The following is a 17,214-nucleotide window of genomic DNA, read 5'->3' on the forward strand; positions in this document are numbered from 1 at the left end:
ATTCTAACAAGTTAATGAATACACATAAAAGCACTCACTATTTAACAAATACAAAAAGTGAATTGCAAGTTGAAAAATATTAAATATAAATCATTAATTGTGAAAGTCTGTTGCTTTTGGTCTTAATTTAAAACGCTCAAAAAAAAAGGAGAAAATTAAAAATTTTCTCCTTTGCGTATGGCATGTAAAAAATGCAAAAAGTAATCAAAAAAATTTACAGCGAGATTACTATTTACTATTGCAAATATCTTATTTCAAAAATACTTTTATAGCTCGTAAAAGTTTTTAAAATGACACTATAAGACAAAATTAATTCTAACTTGTGAGTTGCTATCAAAGAACACATAATTCCCTTATCAGCTCCTTTTCTAATATTTAAAGGTTGTTTCGAATTAAAGTTTAATTCCGTTTTTAAGATTCTTTAACGAAGCATCTTTTGAGAGTTTAATTTGATTAATTACAATTTCAGCAATTTTATTTGCTCCTAATAATGAAAGGTGCGTATCGTCGGCTTTATCTTTATCATAAAAGGCATTTTCTCCTGCTTTGAAATGAAGATGAAGCTGTTTTGATTTTTCTGGTCCATAAGACTGCTCCAATAATTCGGTATAATACTCCAAATCTATAAAAGGCACATTGTACTCTTGTGCAACCAATCGGGTTTCTAAAGGATAATCGCCATGTGTTGGCACTAAAACTCCTTTTTCGTTAAAATTACGTCTACTTATAGAAGTTAATAATATCGGAATAGCGCCTTTTTCTCTACTTTCTTTTACAAAACGAATCAGGTTGTATCTGTAGGCCGTATGTGGATTGGTATAGCGCGACGAATCTTCTATTTTTTCGTCATTATGTCCAAATTCTATAAAGACATAATCACCTTTTTTAAGTTTGTTGTAAACAGAATCCCAGCGTTTTTCATTGATGAAGCTTCTGGTGCTTCGTCCGTTTACGGCTTTATTGATTACGGTTATATTTTCTTTGAAAAAAGGCTGCAATACTTGAGCCCATCCATGTTCTGGATTTTTTTCGGGGTCTTTTTTATTAGCCATTGTAGAATCTCCAATGCAATATAGGGTTGTTTTTTGTGCGAAACCTATCGTGGTGATCAGGAGTGTTAGGATGATATATTTTTTCATTTTCTTTTATTTTTTTACTGTTTAGTTTTTTTTTTACCGCAAAGTTTTTTTTACCGCAAAGTGCGCTAAGGATACGCAATCCCGATAGCTATCGGGAACAAAGGTTTAGTAAATAAATAAAAGCTTTGTGTCCTCTTTGACAGAGAAAAATTTTGCTCCCGATAGCTATCGGGATTGCATTTTCTTTATGTACTTTGCGCTAGAAATTAATTGCAAAATAGACGCACTGCGGTGCGTCTCTACAAAAAACCTTTGAACCTTTGTTGCTCAAAACTTTTGAACCTTTGTAAAAACTAATGTTTTGAAACTGCTGTAGGCACTGTTGCTCTTTTACCTATAAACACATCTGTCATCAAGACGTTTTCTGCATTTTCGTTTGACAGGGCGTTTTTCGCTTCTTTGATTTCTATGTTTTTTAATGATATATTCTTGATTTTTTTGTCTGCAAATCCCTGAATTACTATTCCAGATTCAGATGCTTTGTTACAGGTGATATTGGAGAAATATACATTCGATATATCTGACTGGTAACCTTTTCCTTCTCCATGATAATTTGCCGTAATATAAAGACAATCTTCTACTTGGTCTAACTGAATATTATTAACAAATATATTTTTAATATAACCACCGCGATCGGCATTGGTTTTTAGATAAATGCCTCGTTTTAAATAACCTGCCGTTTTACAATTTTCTACAAAGACATTCTGAACGCCTGCCGACATTTCGCTGCCAATTACTACTCCATGAAGTCCTTTAAAATTGCAATTACGTATCACGATATTTTCGCTTGGTGTTGCTGTATTGGATCTTCCTTCATGATCTCTTCCTGCTTTTATGGCTACATTATCGTCTCCGTTGTCAAAAGTGACATTTTCTATTAAAACGTTTTTTGAGTATTCGGGATCGATTCCGTCATTGTTATGATTTAGCGATTTATAGCTTATTCCGCGAATGGTTATACTTTGTGATTTTAATAAATGTAAACACCAAAACGGCGAATTCTCTATTCGGACATTCTCTACTAATATGTTCTTACAGTTTAAAAACTGGATCATTTGCGGTCTTAAGAAATAACCTTCTCCAAATTTTCTTTCTTCGATTGGAGTGCTATTATGATTCATTTCGCGGCTACGGTTTTTGCCTTCGTTTTCTTTTGCTTTAAAGGTTTTCCAAATTTTCCCGCCTTCTCCATCAATAGTTCCTTCTCCTGAAATAGCAATATTGGTACAGTTATTAGCATAAATTAACGGACTGTAATTGTAAAGCATCGTGCCTTCCCAGCTTGTTAAAACCATCGGGAGATAATCTTTTGGATTGTCGCTGAATTTTATTTTGGCTCCTTTTTCTATCTTCAAATTGACATTGCTCACAAAATGAATTGGTCCGTTTATTTTATAGATTCCTTTTGGTACAATAATAGTTCCGCCATTGTTCTTCTTGCACAATGCCATTGCTTTGTCAAAGGCCTTTTTATTATCAGTAATAGAATCGCTTTTTGCTCCCAGTTTTAAAATATTTATCTGATAAGCAGGTACTGTCGGAAGCTGAATATTGTTTACAATAGCATCTACTTTTGCCGATGGAAAATCTCCGTTTTGTGCAAAACAAGCGCTGGAAAGAAGTATTAAGAGTAGATATTTCATTTTTTTAGGTTCTGAGGTTCTAAGATTCTAAGGTTCTGAGGTTTTCTTTAGAGCTGTACTATACTTCTTTTTAAATTTAGTAAAGAAACTTAGTGTCTTAGCACCTCAGAACCTTAGTCCTTTTTATTAAAAATACCAATTAGGCACTTTATCTTTAAGAATATTTTCTATAGCATACTGCCCTGCTTCTTTCTTGGAAAGCTGATGCGACCATTTTACTCTTTTTGCAGGCTGAAACCCTTCGCCAGTGCAATTGTATTCGGCATAAAAAGATTTTTTTTCTGCTTCTGGTTTAGACCAGTTTTCCCAGCCTTCAGCTTTAATCTGGCTTCCCATTTCGCAGTTTATAAAAACCGTTTTGGCATAAATACGCCACGGTCTTCCTAAATAAACGTCTTTTGCATCTTGATTTGCTGTGAGTTTGCAGTTTTTAAAAACGAATCCGAAAGGAGTTCCTTCTGGAGTTGAAGCTGCTGTGATATAGGAACTTTTAATACTGTGGATAGTACAGTTTTCGAATAAAGCAGTTGCGCCTCCAAAAATAAAATCGGTTGTTCCTTCTATGTAACAGTCTTTAAAATATTGTTTGGCCTCTTTTCCAGATAGATATAATGTATCCTGATTTCCTAGAAGATTGCAGTTTACTATTTTGGTACGATTTGCTGTAACTGACAATGCAATAGCTTGTCCGCGTTCTCCTGAAGTATTTTTAATAGTTAAGTTTGATGCCGAAAAATCGTCTCCTTCAACCAAAAGTGTATAGGTATAAAAGGTACTATTTCTTCCGAGTCCGATTTTTGAAAAATTATCGTCAAAAGTAATAATCGTATTTTCTTTGCTTTCTCCTTGTAAAACGACATTAGTATTCCATTCTGGAATTCGGACTTTCTCGTTGTATGTCCCGTTTTTTACGAATATCGTCACTTTCTCGTACGGAAAAGCTGGAGTTGCGTAAACGGCATCTTGAATTTTGGTATAATCTCCAGAACCGTCTTGTGCTACAGTAATGTAATTGACATTTTTCTTTTCGGCAGCACCTACTTTAGTTCCATTTTTAACTGCCCAATCTGGAAATTTTTTCAAAACTTCCTGTGGAGCATCTGAATACCAAGAGTAGCCATTTCTTCTTTCTGATCCAATTTGGTCTAATGATTTTTTCTTGATTCCGTCACGATCACAAAAGAAAGGTTCATTGGTTTCCAAATCTATAAATCTCGCCCAGATTGGTTTGGCATTTGTTGTTGGAATCATTTTTTTATCTACAATTTTTCCAGCATCATTTAAAACTCTTTTTTCTTCTAAATTGGTGATTTTTGTTTTTTCAAACCAAGCCACAGCGCTTTTTACAGCAGTAACTATTTCTGGAGAAGGTTTGTCTAAAGACATTAAAAGCAATACAATTTTGGCCGATTCATAACCGCTTAGCGAGGCTAATTCAAAAGCTCTTGCATTTGCAGGAGCCAGCGTAACTTCGTCATGCTGCGCACACCATGCAGTTAAAACTCCATTTTGTTTATATTGTGTTTTTAAAATACAGTCGATTCCTTTATCAAAAGCTTTTTTACATTTTTCTACAACTTCTTTTGATGGTTTAATGCTATAATAATCCGAATCGTCTGCTACGGCTTTTATGACATTCATAATATTAACCATCGAATCGTCATTGTATGTAATATGGGCATAATAGCCTTTTTTTAACGGATAAAACTGTGGCCATCCTCCATTTGCATATTGAGCTTCTAACAAATAATTTAATCCTTTTAAGAAAGATTCCTTGTAACGTTCGTCTTTAACCTGAGCGTACATTCTAGACATAAAAAGCATTTCTTGACAGGTTGCTCCATTGTCTGTAGTGGTTTCTAGGGCCGTTTTTTTGAGTGCAATTAAATCTGTTTTCTGCTTCTCGGTCAATTCATCCTGCATCTGAATATTTTTGGGCCAGCCTCCAATGTCTCTTTGATAGAGCAATACATTTTCGGCTATTCTTTTGGCATCTGCTGTTACAAACCAAGCGGCATCACTCTTACGAATAATATCAGGCCATCTTTTGTAGGTGTTTTGAGCATTTACAGCAAAACTGCAAAGGCATAAAAAAAGTATTATTTGTTTTTTAAAATGCATCATTTCCTTCTTATTTCGTTACTCTAAACCAATCTACTTCAACATTTCCAGAATCATTTTTTACTTCTTCACCTAAGGCAAAAAGTCCAACTTTGGCACCAATCCATCTTCCTTCTCTAGATTTGAAATCATTCCCTATAGTTTGATAATTTTTATCATCTAAGCTGTAAAAGAAACTGCATATTCCATTTTTCTTAATTTGAACTCTCAGATAAATGGTATTGTTTTCTATTAAAATTGGTTTTGTTCCCGTTTCTGAAACCGTTTTATCAAAAGTTCCTGTTTTTTGGTTCAAGTATAGTTTTCCATCGACATTTTTAAAGCATAGAAAACTGTAATCTAATCCCATTACAATCAAACCTGTTGATTCGCCTTTTAATCTTGAATTAAAAGTCAGTTTTGCTGTAGCTGTAAACTCTTCTGCTGGAAATTTTTGCAATAACAAATTGGGTGCATTGAAGATGTTTGAAGTACTAGTATTACAAAAAAGATTCAGATATCCTAAACTAGTTGGGAATCCGAAATTAGTTTGTCTGTTGGCTTGCCATTGCCATTGTAATCCTAATTTAGATTCGTTAAACTCATCTGAAGTTGCCGGAACTTCTATTGGATATTTTTTACCAACATTTGGCTTTCTATAGGTAGTTACAGGCTCACCAATTCCATTTTTATCAAAATCCTCCCCCATAACTGGCCAATCGTTTACCCATTTCATTGGCTGAAGATGAACAATGCGTCCGTAAGCACCTTTATCCTGAAAATGGAAAAACCAGTCTTCTCCTGTCTGAGTGGTAACCCAAGCACCTTGATGCGGACCATTTATTGCGGTCGAACCTTGTTCTAGAACCTTTTTCTTCTCATAAGGTCCAAAAACATTTTTCGATCTTAAAACAGTCTGCCATCCTGTTGGAACGCCACCAGCTGGAGCAAAAATGTAATAATATCCATTTCGTTTGTAAAATTTAGGCCCTTCAATAGTCTCTTCATCCTTGTGTCCGTCAATAACCATTACTTCATCATTGTTTACGACGGTTCCTTCTGAATTCATGGAACACACCACAAGCAAACTTTTAATCTGTGCACGACTTCCTGCAAAGGCATGAGTCAGATAAGCTTTCCCATCTGTATCCCAAAGCGGACTCGGATCGATCAATCCTTTTCCTGCTTTAACCAAAAGCGGTTCAGACCAAGGGCCTTCTGCTTTCTTAGCTTTAATCATATAGATTCCGAAATCGGGATCTGGATAGTAAATGTAAAATTCGTTTTTATGAAAAGTAATGCTTGGCGCCCAGACTCCATTTCCGTGCTGTACGTTATCATACGTTTCAAACGGTGGCTGTTTTACCAAAGCATGTCCAATAATTTTCCAATTTACCAAATCTTTTGAATGTAAAATCGGTAATCCTGGAATACAGTTAAACGAAGAAGCTGTCATATAATAATCATCGCCTACGCGAACAACATCTGGATCTGAATAATCGGCATGAATAATCGGATTGGTGTAAGTTCCGTCTCCGTTATCTGGCGTCCAGACTTGTGCAGTATTCTTTTGAAAAGAAATAATGGAGAAGAGGAATAGGATGATTTTTATGTTTTTCATTTTTAACTACACTTTTTATTTAAACCTGACAGGTTTTGAAAACCTGTCGGGTTTGTAACTTGCTTATTCTTTGATGAGTTACTTTGAGATGCTTCGACTTCGCTCAGCAAGACAAACATTACAATTGATAATTAACAATTAATAATTATCAATTGTATTTATCTATTCAATTCAATAGCTGCCAAAATAAAAGGCCCTGTTGCTTTAGGATCGTTATCTTTTTTTCTTTCGTTTACGTAATACTCGTAAGATCCGTCACGATAAGGAGTTCCTCCTAAACCTGCAACTTGACAGCAGTTTGTTAAAGTGATTCCACCATCTTCGTCTACTTTTTTGATTAAAACTGTAGTCAATCCGTCAAAAGCTTTGTTGGCTGCTTTTTTAAATTTAGCTGGTAAATATCCTTTGTTTACCCCTTTTGCAAAAGCATATGAAAACATTGCAGATCCAGAAGCTTCTAAATAATTATCTTTTTCACCGCCTTTGTCTGTAACTTGATACCACAAACCTGATTTACTATCTTGAAATTTAAGTATCGCTTCAGAAGCATTGTTTAAATATTTAATCAATTCTTTTCTTTTTGGATTGTCTTTTGGCATATAATCTAATACATCAACCAAAGCCATTACATACCAGCCCAAAGATCTAGACCAAAAGTTTGGAGAGTTTCCAGTCTCTTTATTTGCCCATGGCATTTGTTTGCTTTCGTCCCAACCGTGATACAACAATCCAGTTTTTGGATCTGTTGCTTTAAGCTGAATTACTTCAAACTGTTTTGCGATATCATCAAAACTTTTTCCGTTCTCAAATCTAGCTGTGTATTCTGCGTAGAATGGTTCGCCCATATATAAACCGTCTAACCACATTTGGTTTGGATAGATTTGTTTATGCCAGAATCCACCGCTTTGAGTTCTTGGCTGTTCTGTAAGCTGTTTGCGAATTAATTGCAATGCTTTTAAATATTTATCTTCTTTTGAATAATCATAAACATTAAAAAGCAGACGTCCAGGCAATACTAAATCAATATTATATTTATCGAATTCGTAGGTGTTAATACTTCCGTCAGCTTGAACTAAATTATCTACGTAACCTCTGATGTAAGCTTTGTATCTAGGATCTGGATTTTTTTTGTATAGTTCTTCGATTGAATGCAATACTAAAGCGTGAACATAATCCCATTTAGGTTTTTTAGCATCATCGATCATGTATGCTTCTGGATGGCGTTTCATCAATGTCAAGGCCATTTTATCAGACCATTTTGCATTCTTTCCAATCACAATCTCTTTTGCTGGTTCTTGCGATGTTACTTTACAACTTGTAATGGTCATAAAACAAGCCATCAAAATCGACATAAAATAACTTTGCTTTCTACTATTTTTCATTTCAAAATATATTTAAATTCTACTATTTTTCTAATTCAACTGCAACTAAAATAAAAGGCCCTAATCCATGCGAATTATCCACTTTTATTTTTTCGCCTATATAATATTCATAAGAACCATCCCGATAAGGATTTCCTCCTAACCCTGCACTAGCACAAACTTGAGTAATATGTATTTCTCCGTCTGGATCTACTGTCACCAATTTTTTTATAATTCCGTCAAATCCTTTTTCTGCTAACTTTTTATAGCTTTTTGGCAAATACCCTTTTTTTACTCCTTTTGCAAATGCATAAACAAACATTTCAGAACCAGATGCTTCAAGGTAATTTCCTTTTCTATTTCCAGCATCTGTAACTTGATACCATAATCCTGATTTATCTTGATATTTTGCAACGGCTTTCGAAACCTCATTCAAATACTGGATAAGTTCTTTTCTTTTCGGATTTTCTTTTGGCATAAAGTCTAACACATCAACCAAAGCCATCATGTACCAGCCTATAGATCGAGACCAAAAATTAGGTGAGGTTCCAGTTTCTTTATTCGCCCAATCCATTTTTTTACTTTCATCCCAAGCATGAAAAAGAAGACCCGTTTTTTGGTCTAAAGTATGCAGGTGAATCTGCTCAAACTGTTTTACAATATCATCGAAGCTTTTTCCTTGCTCAAATTCAGCTGTATATTGTGCATAAAATGGAGTTCCCATATACAATCCATCCAACCACATTTGATTTGGGTAAATCTTTTTATGCCAAAATCCTCCCGAATTTGTTCTCGGATGCGTTTCCAATTGTTTTCTTAAAAGTTGTAGCGCTTTAATATAACGGTCTTCTTTGGTTTGCTTATAAATTTCAAAAAGCCCTTTACCAGCATTTATATAATCAATATTGTAATCTTCTAATTTATAATTTAGAATATCGCCAGAACTGTTTATTACTGTTTCGTAATACTCTTTAACATAATTGAGATAAGTCGGATTCTGTGTTTTATTGTACAGATTCTCAAAAGCAGTCATCATAAGCCCAAGCTTATAATCCCATTTTGGTTTTTCATTATTATCAATTTGCCAAGCTTTTGGGTCACGCTTCATAATAGAAAGAGCCATTCTTTCAGACCACTTCAAGTCTTTAGAAATAACAATTGTCGTTTCTTGAGCTTTTGCATTCATAAGTGAAAACAGCAAGCCAATAACCATGAGTGGTAAACCAAAATATTTTTTCTTTCTATCCATAAAAACATTTATTTATCCAATTCGATTGCGCTTAATAAAAAAGCACCCAATCCTATTGCACCATTTTCTTTTGTTTTGGAAGACAAGTAATAGTTGTTTGTTCCGTCGCGAAATGGTTTTCCGCCCAAACCTACATTTGATGAAACATTCAATACATTCACTTGTCCTTTTTTATCTACTTTCACGAATTCTTTCACAAAACTGTCAAATGATTTTTTAGCTGTTGTTTTGTAGCTTGAAGCTAAATATCCTTTATTGGCTCCTTTTGCAAATGCATAAATAATCATTCCAGAAGCAGAAGATTCTACGTAATTTCCGTATAAGTCTGGTTTATCAGCTACTTGATACCATAACCCATTTTCGCTTTTGTACTGATTTACATTTTTTGCAATCTGATTTAAGTACTCCACCAAAACTTTATATTTTGGATGCGATTTTGGGAAATAATCTAATGTTTCCACCAATGCAACCATATACCAACCAATTCCTCTGCCCCAAATAGTTGGCGAAGTTCCTGTTTGTTTATCTGCCCACGCGATTTCTTTACTTTCATCCCAAGCTTGGTACACCAAACCTGTTTTTTTGTCTACAATATGTTTTTGAACGAGTTCGAATTGTTTTGCGATATCATCTAAACTTTTTCCTTTTTCATATTTAACTGTAAACTGCGCATAAAAAGGTTCTGCCATATACAACCCGTCAATCCACATTTGGTTTGGGTAAATCTGTTTGTGCCAAAATCCTCCACTAGCTGTTCTCGGCTGACTTTCTAACTGATTTCTTAAATTCCCGATAATCTGTAGATAGCGCGAATCTTTTGTAACATCGTATAAATTAAACAGTAGTTTTCCCGGATTCAGACAATCGATATTGTATTCTTTAATATCGTATTTTTTGATATTTCCAGTACTGTCAATCATTCCATCAACATATTCTTTAATATAATTGAGGTATTTTTTATTGTTTGTTTTCTGGTATAGTTTTTCAAAACCAGACAATACAAAACCCATTTTATAATCCCATTTTGGTTTTTCGTTTCCGTCAAGCTGCCAAGCATTCGGATACTTATTTAAAATAGAAAGAGCAGTTCGTTCTGACCATTTTAAATCGTACGGAATTGCATTGTCTGAGGCCTCTGTCTGATTTTGCGCAATTGCAAAAACACTAAAAAGCAGAAATAACAATAGGGCTGTTTTTTGATACTTCATATTTATATTTTTTTTAGCCACTCCTGATAGCTATCGGGAGTGGCAAAAAACAATTTACATTTTTCCTTTTTTATTCAGTACTTCCAATTGTTTGTCTAAATACTGAACAAACTCTTCTTTAGTTTTAATTCCGTTTACTTCTTGTTCCCAAGCGCCTAAAAGGTAAAAAGTCACCGCTTTTGTCGTTGGCTTAAAAACTAAAAGATAATCTAAGTCTGTATCTTCGATATTTTCAATAGTACTAATTTCATAAAAAATTGCCATTCCTAACTTATCTGGAACCAAAGATTGTTCTCCGTAAGTTGCCAAATATGCCCATTTTTTATTTTTGCTGTCTTTTTTAAGCAATTCAGCTGTTTTTGTTTTTACAATTCCAGTACAGATTCCTTTGATTGCTTGCGAAGCTTTTATGGTATGTTGAGTATAAAGCTGATCTGGTTTAATTGTCAATTCTGACACAAAATCGATTTTATCTGAAGCTGTTTTCCATCCATAATAATTCACTTTTACTGTAGATTCATTCGACTTATTGGCCACTGTCGCAATTGTTGAATCTACTTCACGGAAGTGTAATTTTTCTTTGTTTAAATAACGGTCTATGGAACCGATTCCGATTCCTTTTCCTGCTTTTAAAATATCGGCTCCCCAATCGCTCATTTCATGATAAGAATCAAAACCGTCCTGCCCTACTTTTGGCAAAATATTTTCTGATGTCTTTTTTCCAAAAATATCAATAGCATTTCTCCAGTCTAAGTATAAACGATATCCAATTCTATTGTTTTCCCATCCTGGACCTTCGTAGCGAATATCAAAAGAATGGTCGGTATGTTCTGGAGCCAGCTTTAATCGGTCCACATTTTTAAACACAGTACCGCCTTTATATTTTCTTCCTTCCCATTTTCCGTCTGTTTTTGCAGATATTTCGGCATACGTTTTATTGGTTTTGATATCATATTTCTGCGCATTTATGGCTGTTATACCTGCGAAAAATAAAACTGCTGTGGTGATTTTTGCTTTCATTTGTATTCTAAATTATTTAAAAATTGTATCTAAAAATCGTACGCTGTACGAGATTGTCTGTGTAAACCAAGGGTCATAAAACCAAAATGAATGAGGCGAATCTGGAATAGTCTGCACTTCATTATAGATTTTATATTGATTCAAAATCTGAATCATATCGTCTCTTCCTGCATGAAATCTCGGTATACTGCTGCAGATATATAATACCGGCGGTGTATTTTTGTCTGTATGACTCAATGCAGATGCGTTTTTCCAATTCTCAGGAATCTCATCTGATTTTCCTCCTAGCCAAAATGCTGCCATATCTCCCTCTGACGATTCAGGATGTTTAAATGCCAAAACACCGTCTACATCAATTATCGCATTGACTTTTGACGATGCTCTGCTTTTAAAATTTTTATCTTCAAAAAGCGGGTCATTATTTGTTGTACCAATCAAAGCTGCCATCTGACCTCCCGAAGAACAGCCTAAAACCGCAATTTTGTTTGGATCTACATTAAATTTCACCGCATTGTCTTTTATAAATTTTATCGCATTCTTGACATCAATAACCCCATCAGGATATTTTGCTTCCAATGATAATCTGTATTCAATCGCAAAACACGAATAACCTTTTGCTGCAATTTCTTTTCCGATAAACTGCATTTGATTTTTATTTCCCGATCTCCATCCTCCGCCATGAATCATAATTACAGCAGGATTTTTTTTCTTTTTAGTATTGATAAAAGCATCAAAATGTAAAACACGATTTTGCTCTTTATTGTAAACTAAATCAAATGTTTCCTTAACATCTGGATTTGATTTTATTTCTGGAATAGTAATAAATGGATACTTCTTAATTAATTTAGCATAAGTGCTTTTAATCGTATACGATGTGTCTACCTTGTACTGCTGGCTTTGCATTACAATTACATTAAAAAACAACACTAAAATTAATTTAAATTTTCGCATTTCTACTCTTTACTTTTTAGTTAAGAAAGGAGTTCGACCTATAGTCAAACTCCTTTTTAACTACTTCAAAAAACATAGTTCTCAAAAAACTAACAAATTACTAATAACCAGGATTTTGAGGAAAATCTTTATTTTGGTTTAAATCCAAAGCAGATTGTGGTATTGGTCTTAAAATTTTAAGCTTACCATCAACACCAACAAAATTTGCTTCTTTAATTTTATAATTATAAGCCGAAGCTCTTGCTACCAAAGTTCCTGTACGTTTTAAATCGAACCAGCGTTTATATTCTCCCAATAGTTCTCTTCCTCTTTCGTCTAGAATATAGTCGATATTAAATTGGGCTAAAGTTGCATTTGCTACACCTGCTCTTCTTCTCACTTCATTTAAACGAGCTAAACCTGTTCCTGGATTTCCTGCTTTTAAATAAGCCTCAGCAGCAATTAAATACGTTTCTCCAAGTCTCGAAACAATAATATCTCTCGTACTTACAGGCCCTGTGCTTGAAGGCGTAGTTGGATCTGGATCATCAAATTTCTTAACTGGAATCGTGTAACAATCTAAGTTTTTAATTAGCGTATGTGCCGCAGAATATTCTCCCCAAGGATGATATACAAATGTTGCCGATAATCTTGAAGCATTAGCTGTCATCCAAGCTGTTTTATCTGCAGCTGTAAACCATTTTGGCTCGTAAAAATGTCTCACTTTTAACGAAGCTGGATTTGAACTTCTGTAATACGGATAATATAAAATAGTCTTTGTAACTCCGTTTGTTGTTTCAGGTCCTTCAACAATTTCGGTCATAAAAGTCGCATTCCATCTAGCATCGCCTTTTTCGTATAAACCTAAAGCATAATCTGTAGGACATAAATTGTAGCTTCTTAAAGGCGCTCCTGTTTCTGCTCCTCCTAAATAAGAACTGAAATAGTAAAATTGGTTATTACCCAATTTTGTTGGATCTGTACTTGTTGAAGCTTTGTCATATTGCACAGAAAAAATCGTCTCTGCATTTAAGTCATTTCCTGGCTTAAACAATTGATCGTAAGCTAACGCTAAAGTTTGTCCTGCAATTGCAGCATCAGCATAAGTCGCAGCTTTTGAAAAATCATCTGCTTTACCAAAAGTTTCATATCCTCTTGTTAAGTATACTTTTGCCAACAAATCGTTTACTGCTCTTTTGTTTACTTTTCCAGCTGTGCTATAAGCAGCGCTTCCAACATTAGCCAAAGCAAATTCTAAATCGGCTATGATTTGTGTATATACTTCTTCTGCACTATTTCTCGTGAAAGATAAAACTGGGGTAGTTATATTATCTAGAACAATTGGAACACCACCATAAGTCTGTACTAATAAGAAATAGGCATTTGCTCTTAAATAACGTGCTTCTCCTACAAGTGTATTTATGTTTGCTGTCTGCTCTGTAACTGTCGAATAATACACCGTTTTGTTTACTGCCTGAATCTGCTGGTAACAAGAATTGTATAAATCGGCAACGTTGTCTGAAGACGGAATTAAAAGCGCATATTGACTTAAACCTGCAGGCTCAGGAGTTCTTCCTTCTGCATACATATCGGTTCCTGCTTCAAAAAGCCATGGATTACCACCATAAATTCCTTTTAACCAAGCATAATTAGAATTAACCAATAACTGAAATCCTGTTGCAGTTTTATATGTTGCGTCTGCTGGTACAAACGAACGGCTATCTTCTTCTATATAATTACTGCATGAACTTACAGCAGCAGCAATTATTCCTATTATTACTAATATTTTTTTCATTTGAATATCTTTATTAAAATTTAACACTTAATCCCAATTGTGTTGTCACAGATGCTGGACGATTTACCCCAAAAGGAGAAGCTGCCCATTCTGGATCATAACCATCAAAATCTGTAAACACAAATGGATCTAGAACGTTTACATAAATTCTGAAATTTGAAATTTTTAGTTTTTTCAATAATTCAGAATCTAAACTATAACCTAAAGATATATTTTTGATTTTCACATAAGAAACATCTCTGTAGTAACCAAATAAAGAAGTCCAATAAGCACCCGCACCTGTTGCTACAGGGCCTGGTCTCGGGTTTATTGTATTTGCATTTGCTTCGATACCTGCTCCATTAGTCGGAATAAAATAATCCATTGCTAATTTCTGACGTCCACGGTCACTTACATCGGCAAAATTTTGGTGGAAAGTACTTAAAACTGTTTGCCCTTGACTTGTCAAAACCGAGAAATTAAAATCAAATTGACCTACAACTAACTTTGAATATAAACTTCCTTGCCATTCTGGGTTTGGGTTTCCAATTACAGTTCTATCATCCTGATTAAATTTCCCGTCTCCGTTTAAATCTTTTGGCCTTGCCTGCCCAGGAGCCATTCCGTAAGAAGCTGCCTGTGCTGCTTCACTTTCTTGCCAAACTCCGTCATAAACATAATTGTAGTTCGGATTTAATGGAGCGCCAAGAATTAATTTGTTTCCAATATCACTTACTTTATCCTGATTGTAAATTGACTCTAATTTATTTACGTTTTTAGTAAATGTAAAAGTCGTTTCCCAAGTTACTTTTCCTGATTTAATGTTTTTTGTCGTCAATAAAGCTTCTATACCTTTATTACTAACAGATCCAACATTTGCAAATGTATTTTTCCAACCTGTTTCTGCTGGCAATTGCTGTTTGTATATCAAATTGTCTGATAATCTGTCATAAACATCTACACTACCAGTTATTCTATTTTTCAAGAATCCAAAATCAACACCTAAGTTGTATTCTCTTGTTTTCTCCCAAGTTAGATTTGGATTTGCTAAGTTTTCTGACTGCCATCCTGGAACAACATTTGAGCCCATTGCATAAAAAGTCTGCTGGTTTAATAATGCTTGCGAAGTATAAGGTGCTACGTTATCATTTCCTGTATAACCAATACTCGCACGCAATTTTAAATCTGAGACAACTGAACTGTTTGCTAAAAATGATTCTTTACTAAGTTTCCATCCTAAAGCCAATGATGGAAAACTTTCCCATTTATTACCTTCAGACAAAACTGAAGAGCCATCCCATCTAGTGGAAGCTGTGACCAAATATTTATCTTTAAATGCATAGTTTAAACGTACTGCATAAGAGTTTAAAGTGTTTTTTGCATAAGCAGATTTTATCACATAACTTGTTTGTGCTCCAGATCCCATGTTGTCTGTTCCAACATCAAAAGGCTGATTATTAGAATACATATATGAGCTTTCATCAACATTTGAGTACAAACTTTGTAATAATAATACACTAACATCATGTACTTCATTAAAAGTATGCTTCAAATCGATTTGATTGTCCCAAGTATAATTAAAGTTGTCTGAACTTTCTAACGTTGCAGAATTCTTTCCGTTTAATGTTACCCCTGCATTAGTTTGCGCGGTGTAAGAAGACGAATCTCTACTATTCATGATTCCTGCAGCAAACGTGGTTTTAAACGAAAGCCATTTTAGAGGCTGGTATTGAAAATACGCATTTCCAACGGTCTGCCATGTATCTTCTTTCTGAGAAGAATTAGCAATCTCCATTAACGGATTTACAGTAGAAGTTTTATTAATTGCCCAAGAACCATCAGGATAAGTTAGCTTACCAGGTAGAAAAAACAGAGTTCCTACTTTTTCATTTCCTGCAGCATCAATTGCCCAAGGAGACATAAGCGGACTTAATCTGAAAGCATCCTGCATTGCTAAATCACTTCCTAATTGATTGTTTAATCTCGCAATTGTAACGTTTACGCCAGTAGAAAATTTATCATTTATTTTATGATTCAATCCTAATTTAAAAGAGTATTTATCTGTTGCATCATTTTCAATAAGACCACGATCACTCTGGATTCCGAATCCTAAATTATAGCTTAAGCCAGATTCTGAGCGTCCTGAAATATTTAAATAATTATTCTCCGTCATTCCTGATTGAAGCACAGCATCATACCAATCAAAATTGTATCCGCTGTTGGCACGAGAAACCAATAATGGACTTTGATTTCCTGCTAAAGCAGCCAATTGTGCTGGAGTTTGGGTTAAAGGCGTTGCACTCATGTAAGCAACTTGGTGGAACTTCCACCACTCTTCTCCGCTCATCATTTTTGGTAATCTAGTCGCAATTTTATTTCCGTAAGAAGTGTCAAAAGTTACACTGATTCCAGCTTTTGCACTAGTTCCACTTTTTGTTGTTACGATAATAACACCATTAGACCCTCTAGAACCATAAATTGCAGCTGAAGAGGCATCTTTTAAAACGTCCATTCTGGCAATATCCTGCGGATTTAAAAAATCAATCCCATCCATTGGCACACCATCCACAACGTATAGAGGTGAAGAGCCAACTACACTTGGATTATTTGAATCTGCAATTAGGGAATTATTTCCTCTAATTACTACTTTAAATCCGTCTCCTGCACGTCCAGACGATGATGAAATCTGAACCCCAGGTGTACTCCCCTGAATAGCTTCTAAAGGATTGATTGTATTTCTTTCTGTAATTGTTGCAGCACTGATTGTACTAACAGATCCAGTAAGATCTGTCTTTTTTACAGAGCCGTATCCAACAACAACAACTTCGTTTAATGAATTGGATTGTTCAACAAGAGTTACATTGATTTTTGATTTTCCAGCGACACTTACTTCTTGTGTTTGAAATCCTAAATAGCTAATTACTAAAGTAGCTTTACTGCTTGATACATTAATTTTAAAACTTCCTTCGAAATCTGTTGAAGTTCCGTTTTTTGCTCCTTTTTCATTAATGTTTACCCCTGGCAGTGACATACCAGTGGCGTCGGTAATCTTTCCTTCAATTGTGGTTGACTGTGCAAATATAGAAGTGCACAGCAAAAAATTCAGGAAAAAGAAAAATACAAAGTATTTATCTTTCTTCTCAGATAATTGTTTAATACTCATGTGGTT

The 17,214-nt window shown here is 34.6% G+C and carries 11 protein-coding genes; all 11 read right to left on the reverse strand.

Annotated elements, in window-relative coordinates; translation table 11 throughout:
• Window positions 1-392: 392 nt before the first annotated feature.
• On the reverse strand, window positions 393-1,139 hold the full coding sequence (locus tag OZP10_RS00635) for a rhamnogalacturonan acetylesterase (RefSeq protein ID WP_281633038.1): 747 nt from the start codon (window positions 1,137-1,139) through the stop codon (window positions 393-395).
• A gap of 293 nt (window positions 1,140-1,432) precedes the next feature.
• Window positions 1,433-2,782: a glycoside hydrolase family 28 protein gene (locus OZP10_RS00640; RefSeq protein ID WP_281633039.1), complete on the reverse strand. Its 1,350-nt coding sequence runs from the start codon at window positions 2,780-2,782 to the stop codon at window positions 1,433-1,435.
• A gap of 126 nt (window positions 2,783-2,908) precedes the next feature.
• Window positions 2,909-4,906, reverse strand: a complete 1,998-nt coding sequence (pelA, locus tag OZP10_RS00645) for a pectate lyase (RefSeq protein WP_281633040.1) — start codon at window positions 4,904-4,906, stop codon at window positions 2,909-2,911.
• 7 nt (window positions 4,907-4,913) lie between these two features.
• A complete protein-coding gene (locus tag OZP10_RS00650) occupies window positions 4,914-6,503 on the reverse strand; it encodes a glycoside hydrolase family 43 protein (RefSeq protein WP_281633041.1) in 1,590 nt (529 codons plus the stop codon).
• Between the two features lie 158 nt (window positions 6,504-6,661).
• Window positions 6,662-7,885, reverse strand: a complete 1,224-nt coding sequence (locus OZP10_RS00655) for a glycoside hydrolase family 88/105 protein (protein WP_281633042.1) — start codon at window positions 7,883-7,885, stop codon at window positions 6,662-6,664.
• Between the two features lie 22 nt (window positions 7,886-7,907).
• Entirely contained in the window at window positions 7,908-9,113 is a 1,206-nt protein-coding gene (locus tag OZP10_RS00660; protein ID WP_432419405.1) for a glycoside hydrolase family 88/105 protein, read from the reverse strand.
• Window positions 9,114-9,121: 8 nt separating this feature from the next.
• Window positions 9,122-10,321, reverse strand: coding sequence for a glycoside hydrolase family 88/105 protein (locus OZP10_RS00665; protein ID WP_281633043.1), 1,200 nt, complete (start codon window positions 10,319-10,321; stop codon window positions 9,122-9,124).
• A 54-nt stretch (window positions 10,322-10,375) separates the two neighbouring features.
• Window positions 10,376-11,341, reverse strand: a complete 966-nt coding sequence (locus OZP10_RS00670) for a DUF4861 family protein (RefSeq protein ID WP_281633044.1) — start codon at window positions 11,339-11,341, stop codon at window positions 10,376-10,378.
• Between the two features lie 12 nt (window positions 11,342-11,353).
• Window positions 11,354-12,292, reverse strand: a complete 939-nt coding sequence (locus OZP10_RS00675; protein WP_281633045.1) for an alpha/beta hydrolase — start codon at window positions 12,290-12,292, stop codon at window positions 11,354-11,356.
• Between the two features lie 100 nt (window positions 12,293-12,392).
• Window positions 12,393-14,066, reverse strand: a complete 1,674-nt coding sequence (locus tag OZP10_RS00680) for a RagB/SusD family nutrient uptake outer membrane protein (protein ID WP_281633046.1) — start codon at window positions 14,064-14,066, stop codon at window positions 12,393-12,395.
• Between the two features lie 13 nt (window positions 14,067-14,079).
• Complete coding sequence (locus tag OZP10_RS00685; RefSeq protein ID WP_281633047.1) at window positions 14,080-17,208, reverse strand: SusC/RagA family TonB-linked outer membrane protein; 3,129 nt, start codon at window positions 17,206-17,208, stop codon at window positions 14,080-14,082.
• Window positions 17,209-17,214: the final 6 nt, after the last annotated feature.

The sequence above is a fragment of the Flavobacterium luteolum genome, assembly GCF_027111275.1.
GTDB lineage: Bacteria > Bacteroidota > Bacteroidia > Flavobacteriales > Flavobacteriaceae > Flavobacterium > Flavobacterium luteolum.

Bases quoted from the DNA above. Each gene is read 5' to 3' on its own strand.
- OZP10_RS00635 (WP_281633038.1), bottom strand. From the start codon at position 1,139: ATGAAAAAATATATCATCCTAACACTCCTGATCACCACGATAGGTTTC.
- OZP10_RS00640 (WP_281633039.1), bottom strand. From the start codon at position 2,782: ATGAAATATCTACTCTTAATACTTCTTTCCAGCGCTTGTTTTGCACAA.
- pelA (WP_281633040.1), bottom strand. From the start codon at position 4,906: ATGATGCATTTTAAAAAACAAATAATACTTTTTTTATGCCTTTGCAGT.
- OZP10_RS00650 (WP_281633041.1), bottom strand. From the start codon at position 6,503: ATGAAAAACATAAAAATCATCCTATTCCTCTTCTCCATTATTTCTTTT.
- OZP10_RS00655 (WP_281633042.1), bottom strand. From the start codon at position 7,885: ATGAAAAATAGTAGAAAGCAAAGTTATTTTATGTCGATTTTGATGGCT.
- OZP10_RS00660 (WP_432419405.1), bottom strand. From the start codon at position 9,113: ATGGATAGAAAGAAAAAATATTTTGGTTTACCACTCATGGTTATTGGC.
- OZP10_RS00665 (WP_281633043.1), bottom strand. From the start codon at position 10,321: ATGAAGTATCAAAAAACAGCCCTATTGTTATTTCTGCTTTTTAGTGTT.
- OZP10_RS00670 (WP_281633044.1), bottom strand. From the start codon at position 11,341: ATGAAAGCAAAAATCACCACAGCAGTTTTATTTTTCGCAGGTATAACA.
- OZP10_RS00675 (WP_281633045.1), bottom strand. From the start codon at position 12,292: ATGCGAAAATTTAAATTAATTTTAGTGTTGTTTTTTAATGTAATTGTA.
- OZP10_RS00680 (WP_281633046.1), bottom strand. From the start codon at position 14,066: ATGAAAAAAATATTAGTAATAATAGGAATAATTGCTGCTGCTGTAAGT.
- OZP10_RS00685 (WP_281633047.1), bottom strand. From the start codon at position 17,208: ATGAGTATTAAACAATTATCTGAGAAGAAAGATAAATACTTTGTATTT.